Here is a 15,623-nt window from a genome sequence, read left to right as displayed (position 1 = left end):
AATTTAATAATATTACGAAACATTATTATTTAATTTTTAACAATGTTGAAATACAGTGTTGTGAATCTTGAAAAAAAAATTAAATTTGTTGACAATAATATTCAACCTTAATATATGGAACAATATAATATTGACCAGAAAATCCAAGAGTTTATTGCAAAAATTGAAGCAAAAAATCCTAACGAACCGGAGTTCTTACAGGCTGTAAAAGAAGTTGCCGTAACTGTAATTCCATTCATTGCTACTAAAAAAGAATACACAGGAATGAAGCTGCTTGAAAGAATGGCTGAAGCTGAAAGAATTATTATTTTCAGAGTTCCATGGGTTGATGATAAAGGAGAAATTCAGGTTAACAGAGGTTTCAGAATCCAAATGAACTCTGCTATTGGACCATATAAAGGAGGAATCCGTTTCCATCCTACTGTAAACTTATCAGTTCTTAAGTTCTTAGCTTTTGAACAAGTATTCAAAAACTCTTTAACAACTCTTCCAATGGGAGGTGGTAAAGGAGGTTCAGATTTCGATCCACAAGGAAAATCTGATATGGAAGTAATGCGTTTCTGCCAGGCTTTCATGACAGAATTGTGCAAGCACATCGGTCCTGAAACAGACGTACCTGCAGGAGATATCGGTGTTGGAGCAAGAGAAATCGGATATTTATTCGGACAGTACAAAAAAATCAGAAATGAGTTTACCGGAGTTCTTACTGGAAAAGGTCTAGCTTACGGAGGTTCATTAATCCGTCCTGAAGCTACAGGATACGGTGTAGTATATTTTGCTGAGCAGATGCTTAAGACTATCGGACAAAACTTCGAAGGTAAAACAGTAACTGTATCAGGTTTCGGAAACGTAGCATGGGGAGTTATCAAAAAAGCAACTGAACTAGGTGCTAAAGTAGTAACAATCTCTGGACCAGATGGATATATCTATGATAAAGATGGTATCAGCGGAGAAAAGATCGATTATTTATTAGAACTTAGATCTTCAGGAAACAACAGAGCTGAAGATTATGCTAAAAAATATCCTTCTGCTGAATTCCACGCTGGAAAACGTCCTTGGGATGTGAAGTGTGACGTTGCCTTCCCTTCTGCAACTCAAAACGAATTAGATTTAGATGATGCAAGAAAATTAGTTGAAAACGGATGTGTTTGTGTAACTGAAGCTGCTAACATGCCTTCTACACTAGATGCAATCAACTATTTCTTAGATAATAAAGTATTATTCTCTCCTGGTAAAGCTTCCAATGCTGGAGGTGTTGCTACATCAGGATTAGAAATGACTCAGAACTCTATCCGTCTTAACTGGACTTCTGAAGAAGTTGATGCAAGATTAAAGGAAATCATGATTGGTATTCACAAAGCTTGTAGAGACTACGGAAAAGACGAAGATGGTTATGTAAACTACGTAAAAGGTGCAAATATTGCCGGCTTCGTAAAAGTAGCAGAAGCAATGTTGGCTCAAGGAGTTGTGTAACAGAAAAAAACAAAGGTTGGGAAAAATTCCCGACCTTTTTTGATATAGCCTGTTCCCGGGATAATGGGAAAAAAGTAAAAAGTGAAAGGAGAAAGCGCTGCATTTAGCAGCGCTTTTTTTATTTTTATAGCATGAAAAACACGTTTAAAAATATTGATGAATATATCCTTCTGTTCCCGATAGAAGTACAGAAAAAGCTGCTTGAACTAAGACAAGCCATCTCCATTCACAGGTTCCTGATCTGGAAGAATATATTGGATATCAGATGCCGGCTTTCAGGTATAAAGGAAAACCTTTGGTTTATTTTGCAGCGTATAAAAAACACATTGGCTTTTATCCCGGAGCTGAAGGGGTACGCAATTTTGAAGCAGATTTTGAAGAAAGAAAATATGCATATTCCAAAGGAGCTGTACAGTTTCCGATTTCTGGTGATCTCCCGCTGGACTTAGTCAATAAGATTGTCCGGTTCAAAGTTGAGGAAATTGAACAAAAAAAATCCTGAAATACAAGATTTCAGGATTCCGACTAGTGTTTGCTAAAGCGATTTTACTTTTTCTTCTTTTTGTCTTTCTTTTCTTCTTTTGGTGCATCCGCAGGTTTAGTAGCATCTGTAGGTGTTGTACTTACAGTTGGGTCAGTTGCAGGAGCAGTTTCCGTTGTAGTAGCAGGTGTTTTTTCCTGTTGAGTCTTTGGATCCGATGGACTTGTAGTCTGTGTATTCGGTTGTTGTGTTTGAGTTGTCGTTGGGTTATTAGTAGAAGTATCGGCTGGCTTTTGCGGTGTTGATTGTGCTGATACTGCGATTACTCCGACTAATGTAAACGCTGCCGTTAAAAATAACTTTTTCATAATGTAATATTTAAATGATTGTTTAACTTAAACGAAGCACCATTTATAAAATTATGTGTAATAAGCTAATTTAACGTACTTTATAATTATTTAAGAGGAATTTGCAAAAAATAATTCTAACGAATTTGGCTGGAGGACCGAGGCTGGAAGCTGGAAGTTTATCACAGTTGAACCATCATTTCTTTAATTTAATAATTTCCTTCTCCCATCTATCTTCCTTCTTCTATCTTTTAAAGTTACTTCGCTATATTTTTCATCATTTTTTCTACGAATTCAAAGGCGGCCGGACAGATCACTGTATTTTTCAGCATCAAATTATTAATCTGGTAGATCTTTTTACGGTCTGTATGAGGATATTCCCGGCAGGCTTTTGGCCTTACTTCATAGATAGAACAGGTATTATCACTATTCAGGAAATAACAGGGAAGATTCTGCAATACTTTATCATTGTCTTCATCTACTCTTAAAAACTTGGCTTCAAAATCTGCAGACTTCATCCGGAGGTGCTTGGCAATACGCTCAATATCCTTTTCAGTATACAAAGGACCTGTTGTTTTGCAGCAATTGGCACATTGTAAACAATCTATTTCATCAAAAACTTCATCATGGGTTTCCTGTACAATATAATCGAGGTTTTTGGGCGGTTTTTTCTTTAATCCGTCCAGAAATTTCTTGTGCTCTTTCTGCTTCTGTATTGCTTGCTTTTTATAAAAATCTAAATCCATTTATTCATTATTTCCAGTTGAATCCGGAAGTTCTTCTTTCTTATATTCATTTATTTTATCCAGGTCCAGAACCGTTGAGAGATTTTCTTTGTTAGGATAGTACATAGGGACAAATTTAGCTCCATACACAATTTCCCTTGTGGTGTAAGAAGACCGCTGGACTACTGTATTGGAAAATACTTCATCAAATGCACGTACCTGCACAATAAGTTCGAGATCGGTATTTTTAAAATCCTCCTCTGAAAAACCATAAAATGGGGAGTTTTCATCTATTTTATGCACTACAGTCCAGTTAAGAGCCAATGTATTAATCTTACTCATCTGAGTAGTAAGCCTGTAAAAATTACTTTTTGCAACTCCGTTTTCTATCACTTCAATGGCAACAGATACAATTACGTCTGCATCCGTCAATGCATTATTCTTATAGGGAGCCAGCCTGAACATTAATGCCGAGGATTCCTGAAAAGGGGCAATAACTGCTATATCAGAAAATCGTAAATATGCTCTCGGCCTTGAAAATCTTCCATAAAAAAGTCCCGTTGCAATGGCAAAGGTAAGCAATCCCAAAAACGCTTCAAAAGTAGCCACAAGACTGGCCAAAAATCCCACCGGAGCAATTCTTCCGTATCCAACTGTTGTGAAGGTCTGGGAACTGAAGAAAAAAACGTCGATAAACTCATTCAACGGATCACTTTTATCTATTCCGGTAAGATGCTCTACCCCAATCAGATAATAGATCATTGCAAAAAGAAGATTGATCAGAATATAAGCTATAACCAGATAGGAGATAAAGCGAAATGAAGAAAGATTCAGCATGGTATGATACCAACTTAGCCTGTTGAAAACATTTACTCCTCTTCTCTGAACATTCGGAAGGCCGTCTTTATTGATAAATCTTCCGGAGGCATTAGTTCCGAAGCCACTATTCTCCGCATTTTTCTGACGGATCTTTTTTCTGAATCCTCCTGTCATTCTATTTCATTTGTTTTTGAGTTGGTTATACGATTTCGTCTTTCTGCTAATTCTGATGCAAAGATAAAATATTGTTTTGATGAATTTTATCAATTGATTCATTTGAGTTTTAATTTGATTTTGGAGTACATTTGAGGTATGAAAAAACTGGAGTCAAGAGAGGACATTGAGCACCTTGTCAACGCATTTTATACAAAGGTAATTAAAGATGAAACCATAGGATTTTTCTTTAATGATGTTGCTAAAGTAGATTGGGATAAACATCTTCCTAAAATGTATTCTTTCTGGGAATCTATTCTTTTCGGGCAGATGTCTTATAAAGGAAATCCAATGGGCGTTCATTTCCCGATTAATGAGATACAGGCTATGGAACAGAAACATTTTGACCGATGGCTAGAGCTTTGGCGTACTACTATTGAGGAGAATTTCGCAGGTGAAAACGCAGATATGGCTATCTACAAATCGGAAAACATAGCAAAACTAATGGCTTTCAAGATGGAATTGGCAAGAAGGCTGTAGTGAGTTACGGGATGCGGGATTCTCAGAATCTATTTTATCAGGTTTCCTTTTTTATCTAAGGAACTATTACGGTAAAGATATATGCGGCCAGGTTTACCAGTAAAACGGTTCCGTACAGAACATTGGTCTTACCGCGGCTTAATGAAAGCATTACGATAAATACGGATAAAGAAAGCAGGATAATGTCTTTTTTGTCCAATCCAAGTACCAGAGGAATATCATACATAATGCAGACCACTGACACCGCAGGAATCGTTAATCCAATACTTGCCAATGCAGAACCTAATGCCAGATTTAAGCTTGACTGAATCTGATTAGCTCTGGCTGCACGGATTGCGGCTACACCTTCAGGAAGAAGAACAACGGCTGCAATAATAACCCCTACCAAAGATTTTGGAGCTCCAAGACTTTGTACCATTCCTTCTATTGTATCAGATAATCCTTTTGCCATAAGCACTACAATAACAAGGCAAACCACCAGAAAACCAAAACTGATAAGCGTTTTTGTCAATGACGGGATATAATGTTCTTCCGGATGTTCATCAGGAACAATAAAATAGCTTCTGTGACGAACGGTCTGTACCATCAGGAAAATACCGTAAATGACAAGACAGGCAATAGATATAAAAATAAGTTGAGCTTCGTTATAGAAAGGTCCGTTGACACTTGATGTAAAATTGGGAAGAACAAGGGTAAGCACCAGGATTGAAACAATACTTACCAGATAAGTAGTTGCTGAAGTTCTGGCAAAAAACTGCTCATGATATTTAACACCGCCTACGAGAATACATATTCCCAGAATTCCGTTAAGAATAAGCATTACAGCGGCAAAAACCGTATCTCTGGCCAGCGTGATCGCCTGATCTCCGCCGGCCACCATCAGCGAGATAATAAGCGCAACTTCAATGATGGTGATACAAAGGGCAAGAATAATGGTTCCGAAAGGCTCTCCTACTTTATGAGCCACTACTTCTGCATGGTGTACTGCTGATAATACACTTCCAATCAATAAAATTCCTGCAAGAATATCATAAAGCACTCCCGTTCCCATCATTCCGGAAAAGTAGTACCCTACCGCAAGGAGAGGAAAAATATAGGTGTAGTGTAAGAATTCTTTAGGTCTCATAAAGTGACTACAAAATACAAAAAATCTATAGAAATTTCAATATTAAAAGAAAATATTAATAATATTTTAATGAGGCCAGAAGTTAAAGTCCTGATAATCTGTCAGCATATGAAACAGAAGCCCGATTCCTATTATTCTGATATTTCCTTTAAAGAACACCAGCAAAAAATACACCGCAATGGCATAATAAGAATGTAAGAAGTGAAAACCTATACTTTCTCTTGACGGATCAAAAATAGGAGTAGCAAAAAGGTGGTCCAGATCTACCAGCATTGTAGCAAGGAGAATAAAATAAGCTTTCTTCCAGTTTTTACGATAAAAAATCAATGCAATAAAGACCGGAAAAACGAAATGCAGGAAATAGTGTGTAAAGGTTTTGAGTAATGCAATGTCTGATGGAGCCATTAATAGATAATTTTATTCGGTTTCTATGGTTACCAGCGTAAAATTAAGGGTAATTCTCCGTTTTTCGCTTTTATTTTCACCCAATACTCCTGCGACTTATTTCCATACAACACATATTCTATATCTGAAATGATTCTTTTTTCAGTATTGCCCAGCGTTTTCAAAGAAGAATACAACAGAGCACTGTTTCTGATGAAAATATAGTTTTCTTTTAAAAGTGGTGATAATACTATTGGTTTTCTGGTTGATTTTATCACAACACCATTGTTATTTCTGCTGATTCGATTGGGTTGGAAGGGAATTTCGGTAAATTGATTTTCACTGTTGATCCACTTTTTAGACTCGAAATACGCCCAGGTTTTATTGGCATCAGCACTTTTAATATCAATGGTATAATCAGGCTGAATGATTTTTTGAAAGGACTTTTTTTCAACCTCATTGAAATTATCATCATATTCATAACTGACAATCGTGTCATTGACCTGTTCAAGATCTGCCGTTGCTTTAAGGTAAACAGCCTGTGAAGAATCAGCAATACTTTTATTGAAAAAACGGCTGAAATTCCTGATGTTTTCTTTGTCTAATTCCAGATCAAGAAAGTGATTTCCCTTCTGGAGTTTGGAAGCGACAGCATTAAGGATTTCAGGATTTGAATTGTTTTTAATTTCAATTTCATCATCATGTAATTCAATAGAAAAGTTTTGAATTTTCTTTCCGGAAATGAAAGAAATGCTTCCGGCCGTGTTATGAATAAACTGATCTGCGTCCCTGACAGAGTTTGAAGAAGTCTGAATCTCTTTTTGGATGGCTTCAAGTGCCAAATCTGAAGTTCCCGCAATACAATGATTCCCATTGATCATAAGAAAAATCTGATCTTTCTGAAAACGGTTGTTTCCTTTATCTAAAAAGTTCTGTTTCTTTAAAAAAGCAATGAATTTTTGGGAATCTTTAAGTTCTAAAACACTGTACCATTCGGAAAACTTTGTGTCTTTAATATGGAAAATCTGCAGGAAATCAGGAATTCTGATTCCTGAATCTTTCAGTGAGCCTGCGCTTTTACCTTTAGCTTTGTTTCCTGACCAATGTGAAGGATGTGCTGCAAGACTGAAGAGATATTGTCCCGTTACTTTTTTAATATCAATTAAAACTACCACATCTGCACTTTCAGGAATATATCTGAGGTTCTTATTTTTATGAAAAACCACAAAATATGCTGCAACTGCGAGTAATAAAACTAACGGGACAATAATCTTCTTTTTGTTCATCTATAGGATTTGTGGTTTTTCTTCGGTTTCTTTTGTTTTAAAAACCTGATCGAATACATCAAAGAAATACATTAAACTATTTTCTGAAGAATCTTTAATATTATAATTCATTTCAGTCTGAATACTCTCTCCTTTCACTTCTGTCTTATAATACAGTTCCCCTACATTTTTTCTGATGGCATCCAATGCCTTTCTCTCTTTAGGGGTTTTGAATTCTTTATCTAAACCAGTTAAAAGTTTCTGAATATCCAATCTTCCTGACAAAGGATATTTTGCTGAATCTTTCGCCCATTTTCTGGAAACATCAGATTGGTTTACTGATAAGATATTGTCAGCAGAACTCATCAGATATACTACTCCATCCTTTACTGTAAAGAATAATTGATCTATATATCCACCGTCTTTTTCGTCTTTAAAGGTGTAAAGATTTCCTTTTTTAGAGAATCTTTTAGACAGTTTTTTATTGGTTGTAAGCAAATCAAAAATACGGTTCCAGTACCCTTCATTTTCTGTTGCAAAAGCAAAGGTGAAGTTAGGGACAGCAATATCTTTGGTTTTCTTTACTTCTTTTTCGTTGAAATCAGCATCGTATTCATAATCAGTGTACTCTACTTTTTTAGATTTCAATTCATTTAAAACAAAGATTCCGTTTCCTGGTGCTATTTTGGCAATGGCTTCTTCATCCAGAACAATTTTCATGGTTTCCATAATGAGTTCCATTTCTTTTTTATACTCATTTTCTCCGGAATCCTGGAGAAGGCTGTACATCATGTCGAAACATTTCGCCCCATTTACATTCATTGCATAGTAACCAACGCTTTTTTCATTGATAAGTTCCAGCAGTTTTTTATTTTTCTTCCCTTTATAAATAGCTGATACATTCTTTTGAATGTCAGAATTTTTATGCTGATAATTATTAACCAGCCTTACTTTATCTTTATCAAAATATAGATTATAATAATAGTTGGAATTGTACATATTCTTAAAGAGCTGCCCATAACTATAGAATTTCGTCATCTTTCCATAGATTCCTTCCTCTACAATTCTTCCGTAGTCTGTGTAGACAAAAACATCGGAATTAGCATCTCTGAATGACAGCATTTCTTTAGGAACTTCAATTTCCAGATTTGAACTGAAGTATTGGTCAAAATGATCTTCAGCATTCTTTTTAACGATCTTGAAGTTTTCTCTACGGATAGAATCCTGTTCTTTTTTGTAAGCTAAATCCTCTTCTTCATCGTAAGCATAAGCATCATTAGGCATTTCCTCTTCATTTTCAGCACTTTCCTTCTCTTCAGGATATTTATGATGTTTCTGAAGGTATTTGATATCTTTTTGAATTCTTGCAATCTCATTGTTGTTATCTTTGATGCTTTCTTTCAGATACTTAATATCGTCTTTAAGGCTTTTGATCTCCTCTTTATAATCAAAAGGTTTTTCCGGCTCATCAGTATAAGCAGTATCTCCTTCTTCTGCGTAAACGGAGTCAACGGCAACAGCGGTACTGTCTGCAACGGCTTCTGTTGACCAAAGATCCTTATAAGGTTTAGTGTAGCTTATCATTCTAAGAACCGCACGATTTCCGTTCCAGGCAACAAAAATATCGTCATTGATATCTACATAGGAATAGTTCTTTTTATTAGAAACTTCCTGTCCTTTTTTCTTGACAGAATTGATGAATTCCTGAAACTTCTCCTTATTATCAATGATAAAATGGGTATTGTATGCTTTTATAGAATCATTAAAACTTGCATAATGGTATTGAACAGCATCGTATTTGATTCCGGTTTTGGAATAATCTGTCCATGAAAGGTTTTCTTTGGTTTCTTTGTTCTTTTTGCTTAATTCATGCAGCAAGGGGTTCAGTTTATTCCAGTTGATTTTGTTATTAAGCTCTTTCCCGTTGACTTCCATATAAAATACGGCATCAGCAGGAATTTTCATACTATTTTGGGCAAAAACCAGTGTAAAACCAAAGAGTACAAAAATAATTTTTTGTGTTTTTAATAAGATAGATTTCATGACTATAGTTTAGAAATTTATTGAAAAAGAATAGTGTTTTGTATTTGTTTTTTCTGAAGAATCAGATCCAGGATATCAGCCTCCAGTTTAAGCGCTTTTTTATTGGGTGAAAGCACATAAGTATTGTTGGTTTGTGATTTCACCGTACTTTCGAACTGCATGATGGAAGTATATCTGGCATCATTAAAGACTTCTTTATCCGCCTTGCTCATCTTTTCGTAATCTGCTTTGAAAGTATTGACCTTATTTCTTGTCAATGTCTTTTTCTCAAGATTCTGGCTGTAAATTTGAGTAGGAATCATTTTACCCAATATATTCTGAGCTTTAAGTTTTTCCAGTCCGGCATTGATGTTTTCAATCTTTTTGAAGTTACAGCTCAGTTTGATGATATAATTATCAAAATCCATGGAGGTTTTTACGTTGCTGATTCCGGGAGTTCCTTTGAAAATTTTTGCAGCTTCATTGATCTTATTTTCAATATCAGCTTTTTTTGGAACTTTTTTCCCGTTGATGGTTTCCATTTTGGAGATTGAAGCCAGCCTTGTTTTGCTTTTGCTGCCATTCAAAATAATGGTATACTCTCCCGTACCGTCTGCCTTTACATTTACTTTATCAAGAATGTCGAAACAGCTAGTCAGGAGCAGCAAAGGGATACATAGAAGAAATAATCTGAGAAAATTTTTCATGATTGGGTTTAAAACCACAAAATTACTCAATTCTGACCTTAAAACCTTACAATCTTTGATTTTTTGAGCATAAATAGCTGTTTTCAGGTACTTTTTTCAAGAGAGAAACTCTTCACTATTTTTTTATACTTTTTAAATACGTCCTTTCAGATAATCCTGACGAAGATCTTCGTCCAGCTTTTCAATAGCATACCGAAGACAGGTTCTAGGCATTTCTTTATAATATTTGTTCAGATAGCTTATCAATTCTCCTTCATTTTTATTTCCCATTTCGCGTAACAGCCATCCGTTTGCTTTATGCATCAGATCATGAGGATGTTTCAGGTTTCTGGTTACGAATTCTTTAGTAAGATCAAATGATCCTTTTTTTATATAATGCATCGTCCCTACAACAGCTACTCTTTTATGCCACATTTCCTCAGATTCCGAAAGATCTCTAAGCAGATTTTCTTTCTGATTTTCAAAAGAATATCTACCCAAAATTTTATAGCAGCTTGAGTCTACCAGATCCCAATTGTTGACATGAGAAAGATGATTAAGATAAAACGCAACCACTTCTTCTTTTACAGCTTTATCTTTTGTTTTTTCAAACTTTGAAATCAGTATAAAAAGTGCAGTCAACCTATGTTCATGGTATTTGGAAGAGAGTAATATGCTGAGTTCTTCCCAATTTATTTTCGGATAATATTCTTTGGCAACAGACCGCTGATCCGGAACTTTCACTCCCAGAAATAAATCGCCTTCACCATATTCTCCTTTTCCCGTCTTGAAAAACCTTGGAAAGAATTCTGCCTTCTCAGGAATGGACAAAACAGCTAGTGCCTCCTGTATTTCTTTAACGATACTCATATCCGAAACGACTGTTATTTGCAATTTAAGCTTTCTCTTCTAAGACAATATTCTCCTGTTCTTTCTCTTCTTTTGCGATCTTATTAGGATTGGCCACCTTGGCAATGGTAAGCCCCTGAACAATAATCGAGAATACAACGACACAGTAGGTAATACTTAGAATAATCTCACTGTACTCACTTTTAGGAATAGACATTGCCAGTGCAATGGAAACACCTCCACGGATTCCTCCCCAAACCAGAACTTTTACCGTCTGTGGGCTGAAACTTCTTCTCAAAGAGGTAAACTTCGTAGGTCCCCAGATTGAAATAAATCTTGCAAACAGCACGACCACAATAGCAGCTAAGCCAGGAATCATGAAATGTCTAAGATCTTTAATCATCAAAAGTTCAAATCCAATGAACAGGAATAATACGGCATTCAGAATTTCGTCAATAAGCTCCCAGAATTTGATAAGATAATCCTGAGTGACAGACTTCATTTTGAAACTTCTGTTGAAGTTCCCCATAAACAATCCTGCTGCCACCATCGTCAGTGGTCCTGAAATATGCATTTGCCTTGCAATAAGATAACCTCCCATCACTACAGAAAGTGTTACTAATACCGAGATAATATAGTCATCTACTTCACGCATTAATCTTGAAGTAACCCATCCTAACAGGACCCCCAGTAAAAGACCACCTCCTGCTTCTTTAAGCAAAAGCAATCCAATTGTTTCAACACTCAGATCCACTTCTTTTCCAACGGCAAGCTGCAGGATCACTGTAAAGACTACAACCGCCATACCGTCATTGAAAAGAGATTCTCCGGCAACTTTTGTTTCCAGTGATTTGGATACGTTAGCTTGTTTCAGAACACTCAGAACCGCCACAGGATCAGTAGGCGAAATCAATGCTCCAAAGACAAGACAGTAGATGAATGGAAGTTTAACGCCAACATAAGGCAGTAGATAAAACATTCCAAAACCTACCACAAAAGTAGAAATTACAACTCCTACTGTGGAAAATATCACTACAGGTCTGAACTGTTCCTTCAGGTCATTAATATTAATATGAATTCCCCCTGCAAACAGAAGAAAATTAAGCATAGCTCCCATCAGGACCTCCGTAAAGTCGATACTGTTCATCAGGTTGTGAAGATGTCCGAAAGTTCTCGGAAGTACTGTTTCTCCGAACATTACCAGGAAAATAGACACCACAATGGCAATCACCATAATTCCGATGGTACTTGGAAGTTTTAAAAACCTGTAATTGAGATATGCGAATATTGATGCTAATACGATTAACGCTGAAAATGAATAATATAATTCCACTAAGTGTTTTTTATTTTATGATTAATTGGTAAGTTCCAAATAGAGTATTTTAATATAGAGCTGCTGCCCCTCTTTTTCCCAAACATCAAACATGCCATCCTTAGCAGATTTTGAGCTTCTCGTATAATCCTTTCCTATATTCAGAATGTTCAGCAGAATATATTCATCTCCTACAGAATTGACGATATAGGCTGTTTTTTCAGATTTCCCGTCTCCAGAGACTTTTATTCCTTCCGTAAGCGAACGAAACTGATTCAGGTGATGCATAAAATTGTTGCCATCCTTCACAGAATCATAGGCTCTGAGAAGAATCAGCAAAACATCCAGATTAGTAGGATCTTTATCATACAAGGCTTTTCCCTGCTTGATACAGTCTGCAAAATTGTTCTGTTTAAAGGCTTCAGCAAGGCTTTTAAAGCTATCATCTGAAGTACTTACCTTATCTTTTCTGAAATTTCTTCCATAGTAAAGATATTGTGACTCTATACTGTCCAGAGACTTTGGATATCCTTTATATTTAAAAATAAGCTTCTCGTAATTATAAGGAGAATCAGAATTTTTGAGACTTTTCTCAACAGCTTTCAAATCAAGTTTTGATTTCTGGCTGAAACCAAAAACAGAAAACATGATGAATAAAAGGAAAAAGTGATATTTCATTAATTGTTGCTTTCTTCTTCCTCGTCGTTATCGAAATATTCGAAAAGGAAATCGTTGTATGGAAATCTGGAAATATGAATCTTCATTACCTCATCGTAAATCATTTTCTTCATTTCCGGGAAGTTTTCCTTCGTTAAAGCAGAAATGAATACCGTTGGGTATTTTGATTTCCCCATCCATGTTTTCTTCCACTCTTCCAGAGATACATTTTTACGGGTTGAAGGGGTAAGATCATCATCATCCTTTTTTTCATAGCTGAAATCGTCGATCTTATTGAAAATCATGATCATTGGTTTCTGATGAGCATTGATTTCCATCAAAATATGATTTACAGATTCTATGTGATCTTCAAAACTTTCGTGCGAAATATCCACTACATGAATCAAAAGATCAGCTTCACGAACCTCATCCAAAGTAGATTTGAATGATTCTACCAGCTGAGTAGGCAATTTTCTGATAAACCCTACCGTATCCGTAAGCAGGAACGGTAAATTTCCGATTACCACTTTTCTTACTGTGGTATCCAAAGTGGCAAATAGTTTATTTTCTGCAAAAACTTCAGATTTTGAAATGGAATTCATCAAAGTAGATTTTCCAACATTGGTATATCCTACCAAAGCTGCACGAACTACTTTCCCACGGTTATTACGCTGGGTCGCCATCTGCTTGTCAATGGTCTTTAGTTTTTCTTTCAGCAATGTAATTCTGTCACGGATAATACGGCGGTCAGTTTCAATTTCTGTTTCCCCGGGACCTCTCATTCCAATTCCCCCTTTCTGACGCTCAAGGTGGGTCCACATTCTCGTCAATCGAGGTAAAAGATATTGATATTGAGCCAGTTCTACCTGAGTTCTCGCATAAGAAGTCTGGGCTCTCTGGGCAAAAATATCAAGAATAAGATTAGTTCGGTCCAAAATCTTAACCTCCATATCTCTTTCCAGGTTTTTAAGCTGTGAAGGAGAAAGCTCGTCATCGAAAATTACAGTTCCGATCTCGTTTTCTTTTACATATTCTTTTATCTCAATTGCTTTTCCGCTTCCGATGAAGGTTTTGGAATCCGGCTGAGTCAGTTTTTGGGTAAAACGCTTTTGTACGGTTGCTCCGGCTGTGAAAGCTAAAAACTCAAGTTCATCTAGATACTCCGTCAGTTTTTCTTCGTCCTGATTCTGGGTAATAACACCCACCAAGACTGCTTTCTCATAGTTATGTTCTTTCTTTTCTAACATTAAGTTCTGTCTATGTTTATGATTTTTACAAGTTAATATTTTTCAGAAAAAAAACAAAATCAATTTTTATTTAATAACATATTTTAATATAAATTTAAGTTTACTGGTGAAGGTTTTGTAAAAAATCAATAACTTTATGTAATAAATTTCTGATTGTTAAATATTTAACCTAAAAACTAATCTCCGGAATATCATGATTACCCATATTAGATGTATGATTATTGATGATGATGAACTGGACAGACTGGTTCTTCAACATTATATCAAACAATACCAAAACATTGAGATTGTTGCCTCTTTTGATTCTGCAGAAAAGGCTATTCCTTATCTTGATCTCCCTACAGACGTTCTGATCACTGAAACCAATTTAAGTGGAATGTGCGGACTCGAATTCCGGAAACTGGCTCATAAGATTCCTGCCTGTATTTTTGTAAGCTCCCATCCGGAACTAGCTGCCGGAGTTTTTGAGACAGATACTTTAGATTTTATTACCAAACCACTTACCGCAGAACGTTTTCATTATTCTATGGAAAGACTTTTCGATTTTTTTGAAGTAAAAGAGAAGTGCAAATGCTATGATGCCATGGTAGGAGAAAACTGTATTAAAATAAAAGAAGGCGGAAATATCTTTCAAATCAAAATGAAAGACATCCTGTATCTGGAAGCTTTGAAAGATTATACTAGGATCATTACCCTTGAAAAAAATCACTGTATTTTAAATTCTCTGGGAAACCTCCTGCAAAAAAACTTTTTTGATTCTTTTGTTAGAATACACAGAAGCTATGCGGTTCCCCGCCACCTCATCCGCGGAAAAAGCTGTCACGAAATAGAACTGGCGCATCATATCAAACTTCCTATCGGACGTACCTACAAGGATAATCTTTCTTTTTTCAATCCTTAAAAAAGACTAAACAAACTTCTACAGTAATTCACAAAATGCCATTGGTCGATTATTTCTGCCGTTGGTCTATTTTCCTACCATTCGATTGAGATAGGTGGTAATTTAGTCTTCCCAAATTCCCTTTGAAAAAACACATCTATTAATCACCAAAACTGTTATCCATGGAAAGAATATCTATTTATTGTATTATTCTGTCTGTCTTTTCCGTCCCCATACTGCACGCACAATCTGCAGTTTTGGCAACCGGACTGGATGCTTCAGCAGCTAATGGTTTTGTTTCTTACAGTGTAGGCCAGATGACCTATCTCGAAAAAGGAACAGGACAGGTTCTCGAAGGTGTTCAACAGCCTTACGAAATTATTACTCTTACTTCCCTTGAAACTTCTTCTGAACTCACAGGTATTTTGCTCTACCCTAATCCTTTCAGAGATTATTTGTATTTAGATTTTACCTCAAATAATTTTAAAGGATCAGAGTATCAGTTATTCGATGCCCAAGGTAAGCTGGTAAAAAAAGATAAGATCTCACAATCAAAATCTGAGCTTAATTTCTCCTCACTTCCTTCTGCGATGTATATTATCAGGATTACTCAAAATGGAGAAAATATTAAAACATTTAAAATCATCAAAAAATAAA

17 protein-coding genes are annotated in these 15,623 nt (G+C 35.9%); 5 read left to right on the top strand and 12 right to left on the bottom strand.

Annotated elements, in window-relative coordinates; genetic code table 11:
• Positions 1 to 114 precede the first annotated feature (114 nt).
• Both gdhA and LC457_RS01460 read left to right on the top strand, forming a co-directional pair.
• On the top strand, positions 115 to 1,473 hold the full coding sequence (gene gdhA / locus LC457_RS01465; protein ID WP_047380182.1) for an NADP-specific glutamate dehydrogenase: 1,359 nt from the start codon (positions 115 to 117) through the stop codon (positions 1,471 to 1,473).
• A gap of 265 nt (positions 1,474 to 1,738) precedes the next feature.
• Complete coding sequence (locus tag LC457_RS01460) at positions 1,739 to 1,975, top strand: iron chaperone (protein ID WP_262904039.1); 237 nt, start codon at positions 1,739 to 1,741, stop codon at positions 1,973 to 1,975.
• Between the two features lie 44 nt (positions 1,976 to 2,019).
• Here the strand turns inward: LC457_RS01460 and LC457_RS01455 are convergent, their stop codons facing one another.
• The 3 genes from LC457_RS01455 to LC457_RS01445 form a co-directional block, all read right to left on the bottom strand.
• A complete protein-coding gene (locus LC457_RS01455; RefSeq protein WP_223598316.1) occupies positions 2,020 to 2,322 on the bottom strand; it encodes a hypothetical protein in 303 nt (100 codons plus the stop codon).
• A 236-nt stretch (positions 2,323 to 2,558) separates the two neighbouring features.
• Positions 2,559 to 3,047, bottom strand: a complete 489-nt coding sequence (locus LC457_RS01450; RefSeq protein ID WP_213277657.1) for a YkgJ family cysteine cluster protein — start codon at positions 3,045 to 3,047, stop codon at positions 2,559 to 2,561.
• Positions 3,048 to 4,019, bottom strand: coding sequence for an ion channel (locus LC457_RS01445; RefSeq protein WP_223598315.1), 972 nt, complete (start codon positions 4,017 to 4,019; stop codon positions 3,048 to 3,050).
• A 138-nt stretch (positions 4,020 to 4,157) separates the two neighbouring features.
• Here LC457_RS01445 and LC457_RS01440 point away from each other — a divergent pair, with 138 nt between their 5' ends.
• Positions 4,158 to 4,538 (top strand): group III truncated hemoglobin, encoded by a 381-nt coding sequence (locus LC457_RS01440; protein ID WP_223598314.1) that lies wholly within the window; start codon positions 4,158 to 4,160, stop codon positions 4,536 to 4,538.
• Between the two features lie 55 nt (positions 4,539 to 4,593).
• Here LC457_RS01440 and LC457_RS01435 read toward each other — a convergent pair whose 3' ends face one another.
• From LC457_RS01435 to hflX, 9 genes are all read right to left on the bottom strand, one after another.
• Positions 4,594 to 5,664, bottom strand: coding sequence for a calcium:proton antiporter (locus tag LC457_RS01435; RefSeq protein WP_223598313.1), 1,071 nt, complete (start codon positions 5,662 to 5,664; stop codon positions 4,594 to 4,596).
• A gap of 66 nt (positions 5,665 to 5,730) precedes the next feature.
• Positions 5,731 to 6,069: a DUF6122 family protein gene (locus tag LC457_RS01430; RefSeq protein WP_223598312.1), complete on the bottom strand. Its 339-nt coding sequence runs from the start codon at positions 6,067 to 6,069 to the stop codon at positions 5,731 to 5,733.
• Between the two features lie 29 nt (positions 6,070 to 6,098).
• Entirely contained in the window at positions 6,099 to 7,334 is a 1,236-nt protein-coding gene (locus LC457_RS01425) for a hypothetical protein (RefSeq protein ID WP_223598311.1), read from the bottom strand.
• Complete coding sequence (locus tag LC457_RS01420; protein ID WP_223598310.1) at positions 7,335 to 9,356, bottom strand: hypothetical protein; 2,022 nt, start codon at positions 9,354 to 9,356, stop codon at positions 7,335 to 7,337.
• Between the two features lie 17 nt (positions 9,357 to 9,373).
• Positions 9,374 to 10,042, bottom strand: a complete 669-nt coding sequence (locus LC457_RS01415; protein WP_223598309.1) for a hypothetical protein — start codon at positions 10,040 to 10,042, stop codon at positions 9,374 to 9,376.
• Between the two features lie 132 nt (positions 10,043 to 10,174).
• Positions 10,175 to 10,891, bottom strand: coding sequence for a DNA alkylation repair protein (locus tag LC457_RS01410; protein ID WP_223598308.1), 717 nt, complete (start codon positions 10,889 to 10,891; stop codon positions 10,175 to 10,177).
• A 25-nt stretch (positions 10,892 to 10,916) separates the two neighbouring features.
• The gene (locus LC457_RS01405; RefSeq protein ID WP_223598307.1) at positions 10,917 to 12,203 is read right to left on the bottom strand and encodes a sodium:proton antiporter; all 1,287 of its coding nucleotides are present in this window, start codon (positions 12,201 to 12,203) and stop codon (positions 10,917 to 10,919) included.
• A gap of 21 nt (positions 12,204 to 12,224) precedes the next feature.
• Positions 12,225 to 12,860, bottom strand: coding sequence for a DUF4919 domain-containing protein (locus LC457_RS01400; RefSeq protein ID WP_223598306.1), 636 nt, complete (start codon positions 12,858 to 12,860; stop codon positions 12,225 to 12,227).
• Positions 12,860 to 14,086 carry a GTPase HflX gene (gene hflX, locus LC457_RS01395; RefSeq protein ID WP_223598305.1) on the bottom strand — a complete coding sequence of 409 codons (1,227 nt, stop codon included), beginning with the start codon at positions 14,084 to 14,086 and terminating at the stop codon, positions 12,860 to 12,862. The genes LC457_RS01400 and hflX overlap by 1 nt, the downstream gene beginning before the upstream one ends.
• Positions 14,087 to 14,279: 193 nt before the next feature.
• Between hflX and LC457_RS01390 the strand changes: the two genes are divergently transcribed.
• Both LC457_RS01390 and LC457_RS01385 read left to right on the top strand, forming a co-directional pair.
• The gene (locus LC457_RS01390; protein ID WP_223598304.1) at positions 14,280 to 14,987 is read left to right on the top strand and encodes a LytTR family DNA-binding domain-containing protein; all 708 of its coding nucleotides are present in this window, start codon (positions 14,280 to 14,282) and stop codon (positions 14,985 to 14,987) included.
• A 161-nt stretch (positions 14,988 to 15,148) separates the two neighbouring features.
• Positions 15,149 to 15,622 (top strand): T9SS type A sorting domain-containing protein, encoded by a 474-nt coding sequence (locus LC457_RS01385; RefSeq protein WP_223598303.1) that lies wholly within the window; start codon positions 15,149 to 15,151, stop codon positions 15,620 to 15,622.
• Position 15,623 lies beyond the last annotated feature (1 nt).

The organism is Chryseobacterium sp. GVT01B (assembly GCF_019970045.1).
Lineage (GTDB): Bacteria > Bacteroidota > Bacteroidia > Flavobacteriales > Weeksellaceae > Chryseobacterium.
Note: the sequence above shows the minus strand (reverse complement) of the source record. Positions and strands in the feature narration are given on the sequence as shown.

Coding starts and splice junctions, on each gene's coding strand:
- LC457_RS01425 (WP_223598311.1), bottom strand. CDS start 7,334: ATGAACAAAAAGAAGATTATTGTCCCGTTAGTTTTATTACTCGCAGTT.
- LC457_RS01460 (WP_262904039.1), top strand. CDS start 1,739: ATGCCGGCTTTCAGGTATAAAGGAAAACCTTTGGTTTATTTTGCAGCG.
- LC457_RS01445 (WP_223598315.1), bottom strand. CDS start 4,019: ATGACAGGAGGATTCAGAAAAAAGATCCGTCAGAAAAATGCGGAGAAT.
- LC457_RS01400 (WP_223598306.1), bottom strand. CDS start 12,860: ATGAAATATCACTTTTTCCTTTTATTCATCATGTTTTCTGTTTTTGGT.
- LC457_RS01440 (WP_223598314.1), top strand. CDS start 4,158: ATGAAAAAACTGGAGTCAAGAGAGGACATTGAGCACCTTGTCAACGCA.
- gdhA (WP_047380182.1), top strand. CDS start 115: ATGGAACAATATAATATTGACCAGAAAATCCAAGAGTTTATTGCAAAA.
- LC457_RS01435 (WP_223598313.1), bottom strand. CDS start 5,664: ATGAGACCTAAAGAATTCTTACACTACACCTATATTTTTCCTCTCCTT.
- LC457_RS01430 (WP_223598312.1), bottom strand. CDS start 6,069: ATGGCTCCATCAGACATTGCATTACTCAAAACCTTTACACACTATTTC.
- LC457_RS01410 (WP_223598308.1), bottom strand. CDS start 10,891: ATGAGTATCGTTAAAGAAATACAGGAGGCACTAGCTGTTTTGTCCATT.
- LC457_RS01455 (WP_223598316.1), bottom strand. CDS start 2,322: ATGAAAAAGTTATTTTTAACGGCAGCGTTTACATTAGTCGGAGTAATC.
- LC457_RS01385 (WP_223598303.1), top strand. CDS start 15,149: ATGGAAAGAATATCTATTTATTGTATTATTCTGTCTGTCTTTTCCGTC.
- hflX (WP_223598305.1), bottom strand. CDS start 14,086: ATGTTAGAAAAGAAAGAACATAACTATGAGAAAGCAGTCTTGGTGGGT.
- LC457_RS01415 (WP_223598309.1), bottom strand. CDS start 10,042: ATGAAAAATTTTCTCAGATTATTTCTTCTATGTATCCCTTTGCTGCTC.
- LC457_RS01390 (WP_223598304.1), top strand. CDS start 14,280: ATGATTACCCATATTAGATGTATGATTATTGATGATGATGAACTGGAC.
- LC457_RS01420 (WP_223598310.1), bottom strand. CDS start 9,356: ATGAAATCTATCTTATTAAAAACACAAAAAATTATTTTTGTACTCTTT.
- LC457_RS01450 (WP_213277657.1), bottom strand. CDS start 3,047: ATGGATTTAGATTTTTATAAAAAGCAAGCAATACAGAAGCAGAAAGAG.